Raw genomic sequence first — 19,856 nt, forward strand, 5'->3', positions numbered from 1 at the left:
GGGGCCGCCAGCCATGATCTCAAAATTCTTCATCGAGCGGCCGGTCCTCTCGAACGTCATTGCGCTGCTGATGATCCTGATCGGTGGCGTGGCGCTGTTCAACCTCGCGATCGCGCAATATCCGGACGTGGTGCCGCCGACGGTGCAGGTGACGACGCGCTATCCGGGCGCCAGCGCCAAGACCGTGATCGACACCGTCGCGCTGCCGATCGAGCAGCAGGTCAACGGCGTCGAGGACATGCTCTACATGCAGTCCTACAGCGGCTCTGACGGCACCTACACCCTGACGGTGACCTTCAAGATCGGAACGGATCTGAACTTCGCGCAGGTGCTGGTGCAGAACCGCGTTTCCAGCGCGCTGTCGCAGCTGCCGCAATCGGTGCAGAACCAGGGCGTTACCGTTCAGAAGAAATCGACCTCGATCCTCTTGTTCGTGACGCTGACCTCGCCGGACTCCCGTTTCGACAGTCTTTTCCTGAGCAACTACGCCACCATCAATATCCGCGACGAGCTGTCCCGCCTGCCCGGCGTCGGCAACGTCACGGTGTTCGGCGCCGGCCAGTATTCGATGCGCATCTGGCTCGATCCGAACAAGCTGCAGGCGCGTGGACTCGTGCCGCAGGACGTCATCCAGGCGATCCAGCAGCAGAGCCAGCAGGTCTCGGCCGGACAGGTCGGCGCGCCGCCGACACCGCCGGGACAGGCGTTCCAGTACACGCTCAACGTCAACGGCCGGCTCGAAGACACCAGCCAGTTCGAGAACATCATCGTCAAGACCGGGACCAGCGGCGACGTCACGCGCGTGCGCGACGTCGGCTGGGTCGAGCTCGGCGCGCAGACCTACAGCCAGATCTTCTCCCTCAACAAGCAGCCCGCGACCGGCATCGGCGTGTTCCAGTCGCCCGGCGCCAACGCGCTTCAGGTCGAGCAGGCCGTCGAGAAGAAGATGGTCGAGCTCGCCAAGCGCTTTCCGGAAGGCATCAAGTACGACACGCCGTTCGACACCACGAAATTCGTCAACGCCTCGGTGCACGAGGTCTATATGACCCTGATCGAGGCCGGCCTGCTCGTGCTGGTCGTGATCCTGGTGTTCCTGCAGGACTGGCGCGCGATGCTGGTGCCGGCGACCACGGTGCCCGTCACCATCATCGGCGCCTTCGCCGCGATGGCGGCGCTCGGCTTCACCATCAACATGTCGACGCTGTTTGCGATCGTGCTCGCGATCGGCATCGTCGTCGACGACGCCATCGTCGTGGTGGAAGGCGCTGCGCATAATATCGAGCAGGGCATGAACGGGCACGACGCCGCGATCAGGGCGATGGACCAGCTGTTCGCGCCGATCGTCGGCATCACCCTGGTGCTGATCTCGGTGTTCCTGCCCGCCTCGTTCCTCGCCGGCCTCACCGGCCGCATCTATTCGCAATTCGCGCTGGTGATCGCGGCGACCGCGCTCCTGTCCGCCATCAACGCGGCAACCCTGAAGCCGACGCAATGCGCGCTGTGGCTGCGGCCGGCGGTGCCGCCGGAGCAACGCAATTTCTTCTACCGCGGCTTCAACGCGATCTATGACAGGGTCGAGCGGGGCTACACGCGGCTGATCACGTTCCTGGTGAAGCACGCGACCGTCTCGGTCGCATGCGCGCTTCTCGTGATCGGGCTCAGCGGCTACGGCCTGTCACGGGTGCCGACCGGCTTCCTGCCGATCGAGGACCAGGGCTATTTGATCGCGGCCGTGCAGCTGCCCGACGGCGCCTCGCTGGAGCGAACCCAGAAGGTGCTCGACCGCGCCGCGGACATCATCAAGGACACGCCCGGCGTCCAGCAGGTCATCACCATCGCCGGCATCTCCGCGCTCGACAACAGCGCGAGCCTTGCCAATGCCGGCGTTGCCTACATCATCCTGAAGGACTGGTCCGCGCGCGGCAAAGGCGAGGATCTGCGCTCGCTGGTCTACGGCCTCAACGACCGGGTCTCGACCATCATGGAGGCGCGCACGCTGGTGCTGCCGCCGCCGCCGATCCAGGGCATCGGCAATGCCGCCGGCTTCTCGATGCAGGTCGAGCTGCGCGACGGCAACAGCGATTTCGCCAAGCTGCAGGCCATCACCGGCGCCATGGTCTCCAACGCCCAGAGCCAGAGCGCGCTGCAGCGGGTCTCGTCCTCGTTCCGCTCGGCGGTGCCGCAATTCAATGTCGAGATCGACCGCGTCAAGACCCAGACGCTGCATGTGACGACGGACGCGGTGTTCTCGGCGCTGTCGACCTATCTCGGCTCGTCCTATGTCAACCAGTTCAACAAGTTCGGCCGCGTGTTCCAGGTCTACACGCAGGCCGATCCCGCATTCCGCGTCACCGAGCGCGACATCGCCAACATGCAGGTGCGCAACCAGAACGGCGACATGATCCCGATCGGCACGATCGCCACCATCACGCCGGTGACCGGCCCGTCGCTGATCAGCCTCTACAATCTCTATCCGTCCTCCACCATCGTCGGCCTGCCGGCGCAGGGCTATTCGTCCGGCCAGGCGCTGCAGCTGATGGAGGAGATCGCGGACAAGACGCTGCCGCCGGGCACCGGTTTCGAATGGACCGCGATGTCCTACCAGGAGAAGGCGGTCTCCAACCAGATCTACTGGGTGTTCGGCCTTGCCATGCTGCTGGTCTATCTCGTGCTCGCCGGCCAGTATGAGAGCTGGTACGCGCCGATCTCGGTGATCCTCGCCGTGCCGCTGTCGCTGCTCGGGCCGATGCTGATCCTCTCCGGCCTCAAGATCGACAACAACCTCTATTGCCAGATCGGCCTGATCCTCCTGATCGCGCTGTCGGCCAAGAACGCGATCCTGATCGTCGAGGTCGGGCTCGAGTTGCACGGGCGCGACGGCAAGCCGGTCATCGAATCCGCGATCGAGGCGGCACGCGCCCGCTTCCGTCCGATCCTGATGACCTCGTTCGCCTTCATCCTCGGCGTGGTGCCGCTGGTGCTCGCGACCGGCGCCGGCGCCAGCGCGCGCAAGTCGATCGGCATCACGGTCTTCTCCGGCATGCTGGCCTCGACCTGCCTCGCGGTGCTGTTCGTGCCGGCCTTCTTCGTGGTGGTGCAACGGTTCGAGAACTGGCTGGAGCAGCGCAAGGCGCCGAAGGCAAAGCCAGTCGCGGAGGCGAAGTCTTAAAACAACCCCATGCACAGTAGGGATGGGGCTGAAAAGGCCCGAGGATTTTCGCTTATACCGAAAATCACTTGCGCCGTCGGGCAAAACACCGGCATAATGGCATCATCGGGATGTGCGCGAGGTGGCGCGTCGCCTCTCCCGCCATTGCGAGCGTAGCGAAGCAATCCAGAGTTTCGCTGCGGAGACAGTCTGGATTGCTTCGTCGCAAGGGCTCCTCGCAATGACGGGGAGGAAGTTACGCAGGGGCCGCACAGGCTCCGTCGCCGCCGCATCCTGCATCATTGCCGCATCCTCCGTCATTGCGAGCGGAGCGCAGCAATCCAGAATCCCCCACCGGAACGATTCTGGATTCCCGACATTGGCGCGCAGCGAAGCCAGGTGCCATGAACGGCCAACCGGTGCACCCCTCGATCGTTGGCTCTGGCAGCCCTTCTCGGTCACTTCCAATGCCGACCGGCTAACGAAGCCATAGGGCCAAGGCATTGGATCGGTCCCCCCGTACCGACTATGCAGCCTCCACGCACGGCATTCGTTGCGTGAGGTATTTGGCAGGGTCGACTTGCACATGGAGGCATCGCATTTTCGATGTTCTTGTTCCAGAGCGGAGGTTAAACTGCTGTCGGAACAGGGAGGGGGACCAATGGGGCGTTCGCCGATTCTTGGTATCCATGGCGCGCGGGCCGGGAGTGGGGTGACTGGTCGCCCTCAGGACCGCCGATTGATCCGGCTCGCCGCCTGGTTCGCCAGAGCCTACCCCAAATCAAAACGGCATCGTGTTGCACCGGCGTCGTCGCCGCCCCTCGCAACGCCCAGCTTCGCCGTCGCCAAAGGCGAGCGAGAACTGCGGCTCGACTTCTTCCGCGGCCTGGCCCTCTGGCTCATTTATATCGATCACGTTTCACCCGACGTCCTGACCTGGGTCACGATACGCAACTACGGGTTCAGCGACGCAGCCGAAGTGTTCATCTTCATCTCCGGCTTCACCGCAGCTCTGGTCTACGGTCGCGCCACCTTCGAGGCTGGCTTCGTGGTCGGGACAGCGCGCGTGCTGCGGCGGGTCTGGCAAATCTATACCGCGCATCTTCTGCTCTTCCTGGTCCTGATGGCCGAAATCGCTTTCGTCACCACGGTTTCGGAGAAGCCGGCGTTCTACATCCAGGAGATGGAGGTCGGAGAATTCTTCAAGCAACCCGGTTCCGAAATGATCCAGGCGCTGCTGTTGCGATTCCGTCCCCTGAACATGGATGTCCTGCCGCTCTATGTCGTTCTGATGGCTTTTCTGCCGTTGGTGCTGCTGCTCGCCAGATTGCACAGGGATCTGCCGCTTGCCCTGTCCGCCGGACTCTATGTGCTCATGCTTCGATACGACCTGCATCTGTCGACCTATCCAGACGGCTTCTGGTCGTTCAATCCTTATGCATGGCAGCTGCTGTTCGTGTTCGGTTCCTGGTGCGCGCTTGGAGGAGGCAAGCGACTGTCGCCGATCCTCAATTCCCGATCCGTGTTGTGGCTGGCCGTTGCCTATCTCTGCGCGGCTTTCTTCGTGACCATGACGTGGTATTTTCCGTCACTGGAGCGGGCGATCCCCGGCTGGGTGGCGCGGCTGATCTATCCGATCAACAAGACCGATTTCGACATCCTGAGGTTTGCGCATTTCCTGGCGCTGGCCGTCGTCGCGCTACGCTTCGTGCCGGGCGACTGGGCGGGGTTACGATCGGCCTGGGCGCGCCCACTCATTCTTTGCGGACAATATTCTCTTCAGATTTTTGCGCTCGGCGTCGCCCTGTCATTCGCAGGCTACGCGCTGCTCACCGAGCTTGATGCGGGCGTCCCGCTGCACATGGTGGTGGGCGCCGGCGGCATCGTGATCCTGTACGGCACAGCAAGGGTATTCACCTGGTACAAATGGGCGATGTCCGGGCGCGAGCGCGCCAAAGCGGATCCGTCCAAACTGATCGCGCAAGGTTCTTGATGATGACACACTCAACCGACGGGGCAGGCTGACATGGCAAAGGAGAGCACGGATCTTTTTGTCGTAGAACGGGACTTGAGGCTCGATCTGCTGCGCGGCCTCGGCCTCTGGATGATCTTTCTCGACCACATTCCGGACGACGTCGTGGCCTGGCTCACGCTGCGCAATTACGGCTTCAGCGACGCAGCCGAGTTCTTCGTTTTCATCTCCGGTTATCTCCTCGGATTCATTTACGTGCCCATCGTGGCTGCGGGCCAGTTTCTTCCAGCGTTGAAGCGATTGTGGCTGCGCGCCTGGCAGATGTACGTTGCCCACCTCCTGCTGTTCCTTGCCTTCACGGCACAGATCGCCCGCGCAGCGAGGAAGTGGGACAACCCCATGTACAAGGACGAGTTCAACGTCGCCAACTTCCTCGCGCATCCCGACGAGTTGATCGGCAAGGCGCTCACGCTGCAATACAAACCCGTCGATCTGGACGTCCTGCCGCTTTACATCTCCCTGGTGCTGGTTTCGCCGTTCGTGGTGTGGTGCCTGGTGCGACGCCCTAATCTGACCTTGGCAGGTTCGATCGTGCTGTACCTGCTCGCTCGCTATTTCGACTGGAACCTGCCGTCCTATCCAAAAGGGGCGACATGGTACTTCAATCCGTTCGCCTGGCAATTGATGTTCTTTTTCGGTGCCTGGTGCGGATGCGGCGCGGTCGCTCAAATCAGCAAAATCCTTCAGTCGCGCATCGTCTTCGCGGTCGCGATCGGCTGGATCGCCTTTGCGCTGGTGATCGTGATGAGCTGGCACAGCGCTTTTCTGGAGTCGTTGATCCCGAAATGGATGATCAAGCTGATCTATCCGATCGACAAGACCGACCTCGACATGCTCCGGTTCACGCACTTTCTCGCGCTGGCTGTCATCGTCTCGCGTTATCTCAACAAAGATTGGGAAGGACTGAAGTCGAAATGGCTGCGACCACTGGTGTTGTGCGGCCGGCATTCGCTGCCGCTGTTCTGCCTCGGCGTCTTCCTGTCGTTCGGAGTGCATTGGATGCTGGTTCAGTGGAAGCACCAGGTGATCGAGCAAATTCTGCTCAGCATCGGTGGAATGGTCATCATGACCGCTGTCGCCTGGCTTCTGGATCGTGCACAGCGGGTGCCAAATCTCTTCGTGGACGCCGGCGGCGACGAGCGCCTGGACACCACGCTCCAAGCGGAGGCCACGCCCGCGGCTCGCACTCAGCCGAGCGCCGCGTGACCTGATTCGGGGAGGAGACAGGCATGCATGAGGACCATAAGCTCTAGGACCACCGGTCATGAGGGACGAAGCGGGAGACAGCGCACCAGTTGCCGGCTCCGAGAAGCGGCCTCGGCTCGCTTTGCAAGTGAGCGGGCCGAACGTGATATCCGACAATGCACTTTGGAGAGTTGAAGAAAGGGCGGCGAACCGGGTTTCCGTTCATCACGCAGCAAAGCATGATGTCGAGGGCACTCCGCGCAGCATCATCCCTTCGAAGGCTTTCGATTTCCTGGCCTTGGCCTTTCTTGCAGTCCTGGCATTCCTCGTGTTCTCCACAGCGAAGGATTACGCGATCTCAAATGACGAGGGCGTCCAGCATCGCTACGGCGAATTGATCATTGCTTATTATCAGAGCGGACTGCGGGTCCGCGATCTCTTCACCTTCGATAATTTGTATCTCTACGGAGGTCTGTTCGACGTCATAGCCATCGCGCTCGGCCGGGTTATCCCTATCGACATCTACGAATTGCGGCACATCCTCTGTGCTGTTACGGGCCTTGCCGGCATCGCTGCCAGTGGCGCTGCCGCGCGATTGATCGCCGGACCGCGCGCGGGCCTGATTGCGATGGTCGCGCTTGCACTCTGCGGCGCCTGGTACGGCGCCATGTTCAACCATACCAAGGACATTCCATTTGCGGCGGCCATGGCCGAAGCGACGCTGTTCCTTCTCCGCCTGGCGCGCCAACTTCCGGCGCCACGCGCCCTCGATGTTGTCGTCTTCGGCTGTCTTGCCGGGGCAGCGCTCGGGCAGCGCAGCTATGGTTTACTGCTGTTCGTCTATCTCGGCGTTGCAATCCTGATCTATCTGCCCTGGCCGGAAAGCCGCGGGGCACGCCTGGCCTTTGCGGCCAACTCCCTGTTGGCGATATGTCCCGCGGTGGCAGTCGCCTATCTGCTGATGATCCTGGCCTGGCCGTGGGCGGCCCTGTCGCCCCTCAATCCCATTCGTGGCCTGTTTGCCTTCTCGGAATTTCAGTATGCAATCCGCACCCTTTTTGACGGACGCGTGTACGAGATGGCCAGCGTACCGCGCCTCTATGTTCCCTTCTACCTCTTGATCCGCTTGCCACTGATGACACAGGCGGGCGCCGCGCTGGCGATGGTTTCGCTTCTTTGGCGTCCCCTCAGGCGAGGCTCGGTCCGGTGCCGCGAACTCGCATTGCTCTCGACCATGGTTCTGCTTCCCCTGGCAAGCCAAGCCCTCATTCATGGCCCTGCGTTCAGCGGCATGCGCCATTTTCTCTTTGTGCTTCCTCCTCTGGCCATGCTGGCCGGCGTGGGGTTGAACGACGTTCTCAATACGATGGCCGTGCGCAGCCGGCGACTGTCCTCAACGGCACTTGCGATGATGTGCGCGGCTTTCCTGTCGGAGGGGATCATGCTGGCAAGGCTTCATCCTTACGAGAATCTATCCTACAACGCCGTGGTCGGAGGTCTTCCAGGAGCCTTCCGCCGCTATGACCTGGACTACTGGTTCAACAGCATGCCGGAAGCGATCCGCATGCTCGAGGCATTCGTCCGCGAAACGACACCGCTCGACAATGTCAAATCGCCGGCTGTCTATTCGGTCGCGGTATGCGGGGAACGTCCGGCGTTCGATCACACGGTCACGCTTCCGCAATTGCGTTGGGACTTCCGGTCCGAATGGGACGAATCGGAGTTCTTCATCGCGCCGACGCACATGAACTGCGATCGCGACCTTGATGGCGCCATCATCGGCCGCGTGGAAAGGCTGGGTGTTCCCATTGCCTATGTGAAAGACAGGCGCGCCATTGTGAAGCAACCGGCGACGAACGTCTCAATTGCCGCTCGCCCATCAGATTCCAGGTGAGAACGAGATCGCGCCAGAATTTCGAAAGCCGTCATCTTCGGATCAAGCGTTCAAGGATGGCGCTCCTGCTCGTCAAGCGCTGAACGTGTCGTAGGCCGCGCCAAGCCTCGCCAGAACACTCGGATCGGACGGAGGCCATACGGGGGATTCGGTTGCCAGGGTGAGAAGATTCTGGAAATAGCCTTCCATGCCGGCACGATCGAAGCCGAACAGAAATGCGAGCGCCCGATCCGGATCGGCGTTGCGCCATTTGTGCACGCGCCGCGGCGCGACCTCGACAAAATCACCTGCGCCAGCGAGACGGACTCCGTCGGGAAATTCGAATGCCATTCGCCCGTCGAGGACGCGGAACCACTCGGTCGACACGGCATGGTAGTGCGGCCGCACGCCATCGAATCCCGGCGGCGCAGTGTAGTCGAGCACGGTGTGCGCACCGCATGAGGAGAGCACACGGATCCGCACGCCGAGAGCCGTCATCTCGCGCGCATTGCTGAAGTCGGTCATGCACGGCCTCCGAGAGCTTGCGGCGCGAAGGGATGGCCGGCAATCGCCGCGCTTTCCAGTGTGTTCTGGAAGAACAGGATCTGCCAGGCACCGCCGCGGCGCTGGGCAACCAGGCTCGGGCGCCCGGTCAAACGCGCTGGACCCTCCGGCGTCCGATAGTCGAGCGTTTGGTAAAGACGAACAATTGCAAGATCCGCCTCGAGATGGCGGATACCCTCCACGCCGAGGCTGAGCCGGCTGCCGCGGTAGATCGTGTCAAAGAGCCGACGGTGCGCCGCCCCGATTCCGGTCCGACCCGCGCCATGACCGCCAAGCACGTGGATAAAGTCCGCATCATCGGCAAAATGCGCCGCCCAGGCGGCGGCATCTGCCGCATTCCAGGCAGCGACAAGACTGTCGGCAAGCCGCGCCACGGGTACCGGGAGATCCGGCGCGACGGTCTCATCGGACTTGGGAATGGTCATTGCGGAGCCTCCGGTTCAATCCGTCGGGGGTATAGTCCGGCGCTGCTCCCGTGATAAGAAGCCATCGGCGGAACATCTGTTCGACATAGGACGACAATCAGGGCCGGAACGACGTCAGGCCCCGTGCGAGGGGGTGGTCACATGGGTCGTCATGGCGATCTCACGGGCATGGAGGAATTTGCCACGGTTGCGCAGGCCGGCTCCTTCACCGCTGCGGCGGCCCGGCTGAAGCTGACGAAATCCGTGGTTTCCGAACGCGTCCGGGCGCTGGAGACGCGCCTAGGCTGCCGGCTGTTCGACCGCAGCACGCGACGCGTCCGGCTCACAGAGGCCGGCGCCGTCTACCTCGAGCACGTCAACCGCATTCGCGACGAACTCCGCAGCGCCGAAGGCGCGCTCCAGGATCTGCGTCAGGAACCGCGCGGCCGCCTGACCGTGGCGACCACGATCAACGGGGCCACCTTGTTCGTGGTCCCCGCGCTCGCCGAGTTTCGTGCACGCTATCGCCACATCGACCTTCACATCATCGCCGACGATGCCGTCGTCCATCCCGCCCATGTTGGCGCCGACGTCTCGATCCGGTTCGGCACGGTCGACCGTCCGGACTGGGTCGCCCGCCGGATCGGCGGGATCGACTACATTCTCGTGGCTTCAGCCTCCTATGTCGCGACACACGGTGCGCCGCGCAGTCCCGGTGATCTTGCCGGGCACGTCTGCCTGCCCTTCCGCAACCAGGTGCCATGGGTGTTCCGGCAGGGTGAGCGGGTCGTTCACGAGCCACGCGCCTTTGTCAGCACCGACAACGGCCCGGTGTACCGCGCACTTGTCCTGGGCGGCTACGGCATCGGGATGCTGAACCGCCTGGCCGTCGGTCCCGAACTCGCATCCGGGGCGGTGGTGCAGATATTGCCGGACTGGAAGATTGAAGGCCGCGATGAAATGGCCACATGGGTCGTGCTGCCGGACAACCGCGCAATTCCGCCCAAGGTCAGGGTGTTCGTGGACTATATGGCTGAGCGGATGGCGGCAGTCAGCGCATAGCTGCGGCCTGTGCCCCGGTGATGATCAAAGGGGCGCAGGCGCGGCTGGCGAGAGTCCTACGCCGCCGACTGCAGCGCCTGGAGCTTGCGGACAAAGCCCAGCGCCGCTTCGTTCAAATCGCCAAATCTGCTTCGCAGCGCCTCTGCGCGCGAGCCCGCGCCTTGCGCAATCGACTGGCCCATGACGGCCTTCGAACAGACATCCTCGACCGATTTCTGCAGATGCTCGGCACCTTGCGCGGCGCACCTCGCCGCGCGGTTGATGTCGCTGGTGGCGCCGCTCTGCTCCTGAACCTCCCTGGCAATCGTCGCGCTCTGTTCACGAATTTCACGGATCACATCGACGATCGCCGCGATCTCGCTTGCCGCCGCCTGTGTCGCCGACTGGATGCCGAGCACCTGGGACGAGATGTCCTCCGTCGCGCGCGCCGTTTGCGTCGCCAGCGTCTTGACCTCCGCCGCAACCACCGCAAAGCCGCGGCCCGCTTCGCCCGCCCGCGCCGCCTCGATGGTCGCGTTGAGCGCCAGCAGATTGGTCTGGCCGGCGATATCGCTGATCAATTCCACGACGCTGCCGATCTTTGTCGCGGCCTGCACCATGCTTTCCACCATCAGTCCGGCCTGGGTTGCGCGACCGCTGGCGACATCCGCCACCTGGCTCGCTTCCTGGGCGCGGCCATTGATGTTCCGGGTGGAGGCATCGAGCTGCTCGACCCCGGCGGCCATGGTCTGCACGCTGCCGGCGATCTCTCCTGCGGACGCCGATGCCGTGCGGCTGCACAGCATGTTGTCGGCGTTGAACCGCTCCAATTCCTGGATCGCATCGGCGATGTGTCCGGCCGCCTCCACGACCTCATCCACCGAACCGACAACCGATTCCTCAAAGGACGAAGTCGCACGCGCCAGCACGTCTTTCAGCTCGCTCTCCGCCTGCAGCTTGAGCTTTGCCTGCGAAGCCTGGAGCGCCAATCGATCGGCGGAATGGTCACGCAAGACGGCGACGGCTGCAGCCATGGTGCCAATCTCGTCGCGCCGGTCCAGCCCCGGAATGTCGCCTTCGATCTCGCCCGACACGATCTTGCGCAGCCGCTCCTCGAGGCGCCGCAGCGGCCGGGAGATCGTTGCTGCGATCACCACCGCAAACGCCACGCTCATGAGCACCACCAGCAGGGCAAGACCGCCGAGCCGCAGCGCAGCAGCATTGAACGATGCGTCGAGATCGTCGACATACATGCCGCTGATGACCATCAGCTTCAGGTCCGGAATCGCCCTGACGAAGGCTTGCTTGCGCAGCGGCTGCGGCTGGCCATTGCGGGGGAAATAATAGGTGACGGTCCCGCTGCCTGCGCCATGGGCGAGATCGACGATCTCGCGCCGGAACAGGCGTCCATTGACATCGCCCTTGTCGATCAAATTCTTCCCGACGTTCTCGGGCGTGCCGCCATCGGCGAGATTGAGCCCGTCCCAATCATAGACAAAGAAGTAGTTGTTGCCGTCATATCGCGACTTCGCGACGATCTCCCTGACCCTCGCAATCATCTCGTCGCGGCTCAAGCGGCCTGAAAGCACATCCTGCTGACAGGCCGCGATCTGCGATGCGACCACGTCCACGGCACCGCGCAGCGCCCGCGTCCTCTCGGCCTCCATCTGATCGCGCAGCTGGACCAGGGACACGCCAACGAGCACCATCATCGCGAGCACGCTGCCGAGCGTGAGCATGCCCAATCGCCACGCGATCTTGATCTTCTTCATGCGAAATCCCTTGTCGTTGCAATCATGGCCGAACCTTGCGATCGAAAGCTTGACGAGGACTTTCACTGACGGCGCCGAACGCGGCGCCTTCCGCAAAAATCTTATGCGAAATTTGCATCGGCCAGTCGTGTCTCGCATCGAAGCGCGGCAAACGTGTCCGGCAAAGACAAAAGCCCTGGCTACCGCCGGGGCCTTTGAATCAAGCGCAGCATGTTTTCGAATGGGCCGGACCGGCCTTCTATCCGCCCGCCGCGCCAGCTACGGCAACGGCCGGCGTGGCGGTCTCGACGGATGGCTCTTCGATCAGACCACGCTCGTCTTCCCACTTCGCCACGGCGGCCGTCGCAATGCCGTTGCCGATGACGTTGGTCATGGTCCGGCCCATGTCCAGGAACTGGTCGATGCCCATGACGAGAAGCATGCCGCCCACCGGCAGGTTGAACATCGGCAGCGTCGCGGCGACGACCACGAGCCCCGCGCGCGGCACGCCTGCGATGCCCTTGCTGGTAACCATCATCACCAAGAGCATGACGAGCTGTTGCGTGAAGCTGAGCTCGATGCCGTAGGCCTGGGCGATGAACAGGGCCGCAAAGGCCTGGTACATCATCGAGCCGTCGAGGTTGAACGAATAGCCCAGCGGCAGCACGAAGCCCGAGATGCGCTCGCTGACGCCGAACTTGGTCAATTGCTCGATCATCTTGGGGTACGCGGCCTCGCTGCTCGCGGTCGAGAAGGCCAGCAGCATCGGCTGACGCAACAGGCCGATGAGATGAAGCACCGGCCGACCGAGGGCCACGAGGCCAACGAGAACGAGGACGCTCCAGAGCACGGCGAGACTGAAATAGAAGGTCGCGATGAATTTGCCGTAGGTCACGAGCACGCCAAGGCCCTGCGTGGTGACGACGGCCGCAATGGCCGCGAACACCCCGAGCGGGGCGAACTTCATCACGAAGTTCGTGATCTGCAGCATGATGTGGACCAGCTCGTCGATCGAGGCGGCGATAGTCCTGGCATGGCTCGTCTTCAGCCTGCTGAGGGCGAGCCCGAAGAACACGGCGAAGACCAGGATCTGCAAGATCTCGTTCGTCGACATCGCCTGGGCGATGCTGGTCGGAAAGACGTGGGTGATGAAGTCCTTCAGGTTGAAGCTGGCGGTCTGCAAGGTGTTGGCGGCATCGGCATTGGGAAGCGGCAGCTGCAAGCCCCGCCCCGGCGCGAACAGGTTCGCGAAGATCATGCCGAGGCCGAGGGAGACGAGCGAGGCCGAGACGAACCAGCCCATGGATCTGGCGGCAATGCGGCCGACCGCCCCGCCTTCGGAGCCGAGGCTGGTAATCCCTGACACGATGGTGGCGAAGACGAGCGGCGCGATGATCATCTTGATCATGCGCAGGAACACGTCAGTCACGATCGAGAAATAGCCGGCGATGGTCTTCGCCATCTCCGGCGTCGGCGCCAGCTCATGACAGGCGTAGCCGGCGAGGATGCCGAGCAGCAGGCTGACCACGAGAGCATTGGTCAGGCGGTTGGATCGCGCGGGTGAATTGTCGGCATTCACTGTCATTTGCCTGTGACCTCCCTTGAGCGCCTGGTCCGCATGTTCTTCGCGACAGTGAACCTCGCGCTGAGCTTCCCGCCGCGGGGCGATGCATGCGCCTGAGGACGGCGGGCCGTCCAATGTTATGCCGGCAAGCTCTATTCCGATTTTGCATAGATTTCCCGCTAGGATCAGGGCATCTTCGCAAGGCGAGCCTCGCCCGGAGCAGACACGATGGAATTGAAATGGCTGGAGGATTTTCTCAGCCTGGCGCGAACGCGCAGCTTCTCACGCGCGGCCGACGAGCGGCACGTGACGCAATCTGCGTTCAGCCGCAGGATCCAGGCGCTGGAGCTTTGGCTCGGCGTGTCCCTCGTCGACCGCAGCAGCTACCCGACGACGCTGACCGCCGAGGGCCGTGAGTTCCTGGAGACCGCGGAAGAAACCGTTCGCATGCTCCATGCAAGCCGTCTCGCGCTTCAGGCGAGCAAGCGGCCGAGCACGCAAGTGATCTCCATCGCCGCTCTGCACACCCTGTCGCTGCATTTCTTTCCGCGCTGGTTCCGGACCATCGAGAAAGAGGTCGGGCCGATCGGCAGCCGCCTGCTGCCCGATGATTTTCACAGCTGCCTGCAGGCGCTCGTCGAAGGCAGCTACGACTTCCTGCTCACCTTCCATCACGCCAATGTGCCGATCCTGCTGGAGCCGGAGCTCTACCCGCATATCGTCGTCGGCATGGACAGCTTCGTCGCCGTCCGCAGCACGGAGTCAGCGGGAGACGATACCGCTTCGCTGCCCCTGCTCAGCTACGCCGCGAACTCGTTCCTGGGACGGGTCGCCACCTTCGCCCAGGCCCAGGCCGGCTCGCCGCCGGCGCATGTGAGCCACACCAACGAGAATGCCATGGCCGAGGGGCTGAAATTCATGGCGCTGGAGGGCTACGGCCTGGCGTGGCTGCCGCGCAGCCTGGTGGCCCGGGAGCTCGACGAGGGCACCCTCACCATCGTGGGGCCGGAGATCCCGCTGGAGGTTCGGCTCTATCGCAGCGCACGCCGGACCCGCCCCATCGTGGAAAAGGTCTGGAACGCGGCGCAGGCAGGTGCCCCCAAAACTATGTAGAAGCCGCATATGCCGTTCTGAACAGGCATTGGATTTGCTTGAAGTGGCCATGCATCGTGGCTCCAACAAGGAGAGTTCGATGCTTGGCGTTCTGGGCGGCATGGGGCCGATGGCGACCGTGGATTTCATGGGCAAGATCGTCAGGAATACACCCGCGTCCTGCGATCAGGACCACATCCAGATGGTGGTGTGTTCGGCAACCGACGTGCCCGACCGCACCGCTGCCATTCTCGGGCACGGCGCCGATCCCTTTCCCGCCATGCTGAATGCCTTGCGCCGGCTCGAGCTGTCAGGCGTGACCCGCATGGCCATCCCCTGCAACACGGCGCATCATTGGTACGGCGCGCTGCAGGCCGAGACGTCGGTGCCGATCATCCACATCGTCGATGCCGTCGCTGAGGCGCTTGCGCAGCAGCGGACAAGCCCGGCCCTCGGCGTGCTTGCGACCGACGGCACGGTGCACGCCGGGATCTACCAGCAGCGTCTTGCCGAACGCGGCTATGTCTGCGTGGTGCCCGCCGCGACGGCGCAAGCCGAGGTGATGCGCGCGATCCGTCTCGTCAAGGCAGGACTTAGGGACGAAGCGGCCGGCATCCTCGGCCGGGAAGCAGAAGCGCTCGCCGCCAGAGGCTGTTCGCACATCGCGATGGCCTGTACCGAGATCCCCCTGGCCCTGGCCGCGCTCGACGGCGATGTCGGCGCGGCGCTGCTCGATCCCACCGACCTGCTGGCGCAGGCCTGCGTCAGATCATGCCTGGCCGCGCCGCGGGAGACGGTGCGGGAAGTCGCTTAGCCTCACGCCGCCGGCGGCATGCGGATCTCGCGCGGCAGGATGATCGCCGCGGCGATCGCGAGCAGGCAGAGGCCCGCAAACGCGTGCAGCATGGTGACGAAGCCGCCGTGCTCGTAGAGCCAGGCGACGAGCCCCACTGACGCGCCAGCCGCGGTGAAGCCGATGAAGTAGCGCACGGCATAGGCCCGCGAGCGCCATTCCTCGCTGGTGTATTTGCCGACCATGGCATCGTTCACCGTGACCTGGCCGAACGCGCCCATGACAATGCCGATCGAGACCACAATCAGCGGCAAATTGCTCAGGCTCGCGGCCAGATACAGGAACGGGGCCAGCATGAAAGACAGCGGCAACGCCACCGTCTTCAGCGAGTAGCGATCGAGCAGCCGGCCGATCGTGTACTGCGTCATCGCGCCGAACACGTAGACGCAGGCGGCGATAACCCCGAGCAGCGCCGGACTTTTGGTGAGATCGGCAAGCCGCTCGGCGAACAGCTTCGGCAGCGCAACCGTGACGGCGTTGAACGTGGTGGAGATCGCGATCACCACGATCAGCAGCGACAGCACCACGCGCCACATGTCCTGCTTGGCCACGCGCGCCTGGGCTGCGGCCTGCCTCACACCCTTGCGGTCCTCGTGCACCACCAGCATCGCAAAGGCGAGGCCGATCAGGATGGTGACGATTCCAGGGATGATGAAGGCAGCACGCCAGCCGAGATATTGGCCGATCACGCCTGTTACCAGCGCGGAGGAGGCGACGCCGAGATTGCCCCAGACGCCGTTGATGCCCATCTCGCGGCCGAGCCTGTCGGCATAGGACACGATCATCGCGGTCCCGACAGGGTGATAGATCGAGGCGAACACGCCGATCGCGAGCAGCGCGGCGCCGAGCTGCACGGGCGTCTGCACCAAGCCGACCGAGATCATGGAAGCGCCGATGCCGACGAAGAAGATCAGCATCATGTGGCGACGGCTCCAGCGGTCCCCGAGCCAGCCGGTCAGCAGCGAGCCGGCGCCGAAGGCGATGAAACCCGGCGTCGCGTAAGGCAGCAGATCCGAATAGGCCATGCCGAGCGCCGGCCCCATGATGATCACGGCGGCGGCGAAAATGAGCATCGAATAGTGATCGATGAAATGGCCGGCGTTGACGAAACTGATGACCCTGACGGGGCGGTTCATTCCCGAATCCTCTCCTGCTCCGAAATGAGTTATATGTCCGTTACATGACGGGGTGCTGCCAATGACTGTCTTGGAAACGCCAATCTTGGAAACGCCAATCCTGCGGGAGGTCCGGAGCAACCATCGCTCGCCCGCGGGCGTGCACCTGGTTGCGCGCGACTATCCGAGGGGGATGCGGATCGATCTGCACATGCATCGCGAAGCGCAGCTGATCTACGCGGTGAAGGGTACGATGCAGGTGAATACGCCCGGCGGACGCTGGCTGGTGCCGCCGGACCGCGCGGTCTGGGTGCCGGCCGGGCTCGAGCACGCCATCGACCTGCTCGCCGACACCGAGATGCGCACGCTGTATTTCGACCTCGCCTGGCTCAAGCGCGAACAGCGCCATGAAGGATTGACGCGGGAATTCGTGGTGCGGGTGTCGCCGCTGCTCAACCAGGCGATCCTGGCTTTGTTCGACCGGCGCAACACCGAAGAGCGCACGGAACTTCTGGTGCGCCTCGTGATGCTGGAATTGCACCAGGCCGAGGATTCCGCGACCTTCGTGCCGCTGCCGCACGAGGTGCGCTGCCGCCGCGCGGCGATGATCGTGCTCGACGATCCCACCGCCCTGCACGATATCGACACGCTGGCGCGCGAGGTCGGCACCTCCGCGCGCACGCTGTCACGGCTGTTCTCGGCGGAGACGCAGCTCAGCTTCAAGAGCTGGTGCCAGCGTGCGAGGATCGCGGCGGCGATCCGCAGACTATCGACGGATACGAACGTGTCGGTAAAGCAGCTCGCGACCCAGCTCGGTTACGCCAGCGTGCCGGCGTTCTCGGCCGCGTTCCGCCAGGTGACGGGACGCACGCCGACGGAGTTTGCCACACACTCGGCGTCATCGCCCGGCTTGACCGGGCGATCCAGTACTCCGAGACAGCGCAACTAGAATGGAGAAGCCACGGCGTACTGGATGCCCCGGTCAAGCCGGGGCATGACAGTGTCATCGGGGATACATGGCACCACCAAAGTTGTCGCATTCCCCTGCTTGATTGTGATCGGCTTCCGTCTAAATCCCGTGTAAGCTTGCGCATCGCACAAACCCGGATTCGAAAGTCCTGATGGCCAATGCCTTCTTCTCCGACCTGCTCGCCACAATTTCCGAGCGCGGCCGTACGCTGCTGCGCCGGGGGGATTCCGCTGACACCAAGCAGGATGCCGACGGGCTGATCGCGCTTTGCAACGCGCTGCTGTCGGGCCGGGGCGAAGCCTCCGGCACCGCGATGGCGCGTGAGGTGCTCGACATCTACCAGGAGTTGGATGCGGCGGGACGACGCGCCTTCTTCGAAGGGTTGGTGCGCGATTTCGGACCGGACCGGGAGCGCCTGAGCAAGGCGATCGAAAAGTGGCGCAGTCAACCTGATGACGAGGACGCCAGCGCGCTGCATTTCGCCTCGGAGCCGCGGCGACAGGAGCTGATCCGCCGGCTCAACCGCGCGCCCGGCGGCACCGGCGATCTCGTCGCCATGCGGGCCGACCTGCTCGGCATGATGAACGGACACACCGACCTCGCCGCGCTCGACCGCGACGTCTCGCATCTTCTCTCTTCGTGGTTCAACAGGGGGTTTCTCGTGCTGCGCCGGATTGACTGGTCGACCCCGGCCAACATCCTCGAAAAGATCATCCGCTATGAAGCCGTGCACGAGATCTCTGACTGGGACGATCTGCGCCGCCGCATCGATCCGGTCGACCGCCGCTGCTACGCCTTCTTTCATCCGGCGATGGTCGACGAGCCCCTGATCTTCGTCGAGGTGGCCCTGACCGAGACGATTCCCGGCGCGATCGCGCCGCTGCTGGCGGTCGATCGCCAGCATCTGGGAATCGAGAAGGCGCGCACCGCCGTGTTCTATTCGATCTCCAATACCCAGCGCGGGCTTGGCGGCATCTCCTTCGGCAGCTTCCTGATCAAGCAGGTGGTCGAGGAGCTGCGCCGCGAGCTGCCAAAGCTCGACACTTTCGTGACGCTGTCGCCGGTGCCGGGCTTCATGTCATGGATCAAGCAGGACAAGTATCTGCCGCTGCCGGACGAGGACCGCGAGATCCTCAAGCGCCTCGACGATCCCAAATGGTATGAGAATCCAGAGACGACCACGCAGCTGCGCGCCGTGATCGAGCCGCTCGCCGCCTATTACTTCCTGAAGGCACGCACGCCGAAAGGCCGCCTGATCGATTCCGTGGCCCGCTTCCACCTTGGCAACGGCGCGCGGCTCGAGCGCATCAACTGGCTCGGCGACCTCTCGCCCAAGGGCCTGCGCGAATCCGCCGGCGTGATGGTCAACTATCTCTACCGTCTCGACGACATCGAGAAGAACCACGAGGCCTATGCCAATGACGGCGAGGTGGTGGCGTCGAGCGCGGTGAAGAAGCTCTTGAAGGGCGAAGGGCGACGGCTGCTGGATATGCGACTGTCGTAGGGAGCGCGTTCTCTCCGCCGTCATTGCGAGCGCAGCGAAGCAATCCAGAACCGCGGAAAGACTCTGGATTGCTTCGCTACGCTCGCAATGAAGGAGTGTGTGGCGGCACCTCGCGCAATTCAGCAATTCGCTCCCAGCAAGCAAGATCTCCGATAGATATCGCCGCTCTATCCCCGTCATTGCGAGGAGCCCTTGCGACGACGCAATCCAGACTATTCCCGCAGAGGCAGACTGGATTGCTTCGCCACGCTCGCAATGACAAAAAGCGTGGCGGCGCCTTCGCGCATTGCAAGGTCAGATCAGCGTCTCGTACAAATCTCGCCAGTCCGGATTGACGCTTTCGATCAGCGCGAGCTTCTTGGCCCGACTACCGCCTTTGATCTGCTTCTCGCGCGTGATCGCGTCGGTCATGGTCGCATGCAGTTCGTACCAGACGAGGACCTTGCAGCCGTATTTCGCGGAGAAGCCTTTCACGAGGCCTTCCCGGTGCTCGAACGCGCGGCGCGGCGGGTTTGAGGTGACGCCGGTGTAGATCGTCCCGTTGCGACAATTGGCGAACATGTAGACGCAGGGTTGCTTCATGATTACCCTCACTTCAAGCGAGTCTAGAGCATACCACAACCAAGAGGTGATTGCGAGCAAGCACCCCCACTGAATGCGGTGAATCGCGAGACTGTCGCCACACCGTCATTGCGAGCCACCGGGTTCGCGCGAAGCGCGGCCCGATGACAGGCTCCGCGAAGCAATCCAGCGTCCCTCC

The 19,856-nt window shown here is 63.4% G+C and carries 15 protein-coding genes; 9 read left to right on the top strand and 6 right to left on the bottom strand.

The window, feature by feature from the left end:
• Window positions 1–13: 13 nt before the first annotated feature.
• From HYH07_RS29895 to HYH07_RS29910, 4 genes are all read left to right on the top strand, one after another.
• Complete coding sequence (locus HYH07_RS29895; protein ID WP_220005829.1) at window positions 14–3,169, top strand: efflux RND transporter permease subunit; 3,156 nt, start codon at window positions 14–16, stop codon at window positions 3,167–3,169.
• A 565-nt stretch (window positions 3,170–3,734) separates the two neighbouring features.
• Window positions 3,735–5,141, top strand: a complete 1,407-nt coding sequence (locus tag HYH07_RS29900; RefSeq protein ID WP_228749838.1) for an OpgC domain-containing protein — start codon at window positions 3,735–3,737, stop codon at window positions 5,139–5,141.
• 33 nt (window positions 5,142–5,174) lie between these two features.
• On the top strand, window positions 5,175–6,386 hold the full coding sequence (locus HYH07_RS29905; protein ID WP_220005830.1) for an OpgC domain-containing protein: 1,212 nt from the start codon (window positions 5,175–5,177) through the stop codon (window positions 6,384–6,386).
• A 58-nt stretch (window positions 6,387–6,444) separates the two neighbouring features.
• Window positions 6,445–8,259, top strand: coding sequence for a glycosyltransferase family 39 protein (locus HYH07_RS29910; RefSeq protein ID WP_220005831.1), 1,815 nt, complete (start codon window positions 6,445–6,447; stop codon window positions 8,257–8,259).
• Window positions 8,260–8,331: 72 nt separating this feature from the next.
• On the opposite strand, the gene HYH07_RS29915 is transcribed toward HYH07_RS29910, so the two are convergent.
• On the bottom strand, window positions 8,332–8,763 hold the full coding sequence (locus tag HYH07_RS29915) for a cupin domain-containing protein (RefSeq protein ID WP_220005832.1): 432 nt from the start codon (window positions 8,761–8,763) through the stop codon (window positions 8,332–8,334).
• Window positions 8,760–9,227 carry an SgcJ/EcaC family oxidoreductase gene (locus tag HYH07_RS29920; protein WP_220005833.1) on the bottom strand — a complete coding sequence of 156 codons (468 nt, stop codon included), beginning with the start codon at window positions 9,225–9,227 and terminating at the stop codon, window positions 8,760–8,762. The genes HYH07_RS29915 and HYH07_RS29920 overlap by 4 nt, the downstream gene beginning before the upstream one ends.
• 141 nt (window positions 9,228–9,368) lie before the next feature.
• Here HYH07_RS29920 and HYH07_RS29925 point away from each other — a divergent pair, with 141 nt between their 5' ends.
• Entirely contained in the window at window positions 9,369–10,268 is a 900-nt protein-coding gene (locus tag HYH07_RS29925; RefSeq protein ID WP_220005834.1) for a LysR family transcriptional regulator, read from the top strand.
• A 56-nt stretch (window positions 10,269–10,324) separates the two neighbouring features.
• Here the strand turns inward: HYH07_RS29925 and HYH07_RS29930 are convergent, their stop codons facing one another.
• On the bottom strand, window positions 10,325–12,085 hold the full coding sequence (locus HYH07_RS29930) for a methyl-accepting chemotaxis protein (protein ID WP_220005835.1): 1,761 nt from the start codon (window positions 12,083–12,085) through the stop codon (window positions 10,325–10,327).
• A 172-nt stretch (window positions 12,086–12,257) separates the two neighbouring features.
• The gene (locus HYH07_RS29935) at window positions 12,258–13,583 is read right to left on the bottom strand and encodes a dicarboxylate/amino acid:cation symporter (protein ID WP_220005836.1); all 1,326 of its coding nucleotides are present in this window, start codon (window positions 13,581–13,583) and stop codon (window positions 12,258–12,260) included.
• Between the two features lie 207 nt (window positions 13,584–13,790).
• Here HYH07_RS29935 and HYH07_RS29940 point away from each other — a divergent pair, with 207 nt between their 5' ends.
• Both HYH07_RS29940 and HYH07_RS29945 read left to right on the top strand, forming a co-directional pair.
• Complete coding sequence (locus HYH07_RS29940) at window positions 13,791–14,675, top strand: LysR family transcriptional regulator (protein ID WP_220005837.1); 885 nt, start codon at window positions 13,791–13,793, stop codon at window positions 14,673–14,675.
• Between the two features lie 79 nt (window positions 14,676–14,754).
• On the top strand, window positions 14,755–15,468 hold the full coding sequence (locus HYH07_RS29945; RefSeq protein ID WP_220005838.1) for an aspartate/glutamate racemase family protein: 714 nt from the start codon (window positions 14,755–14,757) through the stop codon (window positions 15,466–15,468).
• A 2-nt stretch (window positions 15,469–15,470) separates the two neighbouring features.
• On the opposite strand, the gene HYH07_RS29950 is transcribed toward HYH07_RS29945, so the two are convergent.
• Entirely contained in the window at window positions 15,471–16,643 is a 1,173-nt protein-coding gene (locus HYH07_RS29950; RefSeq protein ID WP_220005839.1) for an MFS transporter, read from the bottom strand.
• A gap of 61 nt (window positions 16,644–16,704) precedes the next feature.
• Between HYH07_RS29950 and HYH07_RS29955 the strand changes: the two genes are divergently transcribed.
• Window positions 16,705–17,571 (top strand): helix-turn-helix transcriptional regulator, encoded by an 867-nt coding sequence (locus HYH07_RS29955; RefSeq protein WP_220005840.1) that lies wholly within the window; start codon window positions 16,705–16,707, stop codon window positions 17,569–17,571.
• Window positions 17,572–17,743: 172 nt separating this feature from the next.
• Window positions 17,744–19,096, top strand: a complete 1,353-nt coding sequence (locus tag HYH07_RS29960; RefSeq protein ID WP_220005841.1) for a malonyl-CoA decarboxylase — start codon at window positions 17,744–17,746, stop codon at window positions 19,094–19,096.
• A gap of 294 nt (window positions 19,097–19,390) precedes the next feature.
• On the opposite strand, the gene HYH07_RS29965 is transcribed toward HYH07_RS29960, so the two are convergent.
• Window positions 19,391–19,678 carry a GIY-YIG nuclease family protein gene (locus HYH07_RS29965; protein ID WP_220005842.1) on the bottom strand — a complete coding sequence of 96 codons (288 nt, stop codon included), beginning with the start codon at window positions 19,676–19,678 and terminating at the stop codon, window positions 19,391–19,393.
• Window positions 19,679–19,856 lie beyond the last annotated feature (178 nt).

This window comes from Bradyrhizobium sp. BR 10261 (genome assembly GCF_019455395.1).
GTDB classification, from domain to species: domain Bacteria; phylum Pseudomonadota; class Alphaproteobacteria; order Rhizobiales; family Xanthobacteraceae; genus Bradyrhizobium; species Bradyrhizobium manausense.

Excerpts from the sequence above, each read along its gene's own strand:
- HYH07_RS29895 (WP_220005829.1), top strand. The coding sequence starts at position 14 with ATGATCTCAAAATTCTTCATCGAGCGGCCGGTCCTCTCGAACGTCATT.
- HYH07_RS29900 (WP_228749838.1), top strand. The coding sequence starts at position 3,735 with ATGGAGGCATCGCATTTTCGATGTTCTTGTTCCAGAGCGGAGGTTAAA.
- HYH07_RS29905 (WP_220005830.1), top strand. The coding sequence starts at position 5,175 with ATGGCAAAGGAGAGCACGGATCTTTTTGTCGTAGAACGGGACTTGAGG.
- HYH07_RS29910 (WP_220005831.1), top strand. The coding sequence starts at position 6,445 with ATGAGGGACGAAGCGGGAGACAGCGCACCAGTTGCCGGCTCCGAGAAG.
- HYH07_RS29915 (WP_220005832.1), bottom strand. The coding sequence starts at position 8,763 with ATGACCGACTTCAGCAATGCGCGCGAGATGACGGCTCTCGGCGTGCGG.
- HYH07_RS29920 (WP_220005833.1), bottom strand. The coding sequence starts at position 9,227 with ATGACCATTCCCAAGTCCGATGAGACCGTCGCGCCGGATCTCCCGGTA.
- HYH07_RS29925 (WP_220005834.1), top strand. The coding sequence starts at position 9,369 with ATGGGTCGTCATGGCGATCTCACGGGCATGGAGGAATTTGCCACGGTT.
- HYH07_RS29935 (WP_220005836.1), bottom strand. The coding sequence starts at position 13,583 with ATGACAGTGAATGCCGACAATTCACCCGCGCGATCCAACCGCCTGACC.
- HYH07_RS29940 (WP_220005837.1), top strand. The coding sequence starts at position 13,791 with ATGGAATTGAAATGGCTGGAGGATTTTCTCAGCCTGGCGCGAACGCGC.
- HYH07_RS29945 (WP_220005838.1), top strand. The coding sequence starts at position 14,755 with ATGCTTGGCGTTCTGGGCGGCATGGGGCCGATGGCGACCGTGGATTTC.
- HYH07_RS29950 (WP_220005839.1), bottom strand. The coding sequence starts at position 16,643 with ATGAACCGCCCCGTCAGGGTCATCAGTTTCGTCAACGCCGGCCATTTC.
- HYH07_RS29955 (WP_220005840.1), top strand. The coding sequence starts at position 16,705 with ATGACTGTCTTGGAAACGCCAATCTTGGAAACGCCAATCCTGCGGGAG.
- HYH07_RS29960 (WP_220005841.1), top strand. The coding sequence starts at position 17,744 with ATGGCCAATGCCTTCTTCTCCGACCTGCTCGCCACAATTTCCGAGCGC.
- HYH07_RS29965 (WP_220005842.1), bottom strand. The coding sequence starts at position 19,678 with ATGAAGCAACCCTGCGTCTACATGTTCGCCAATTGTCGCAACGGGACG.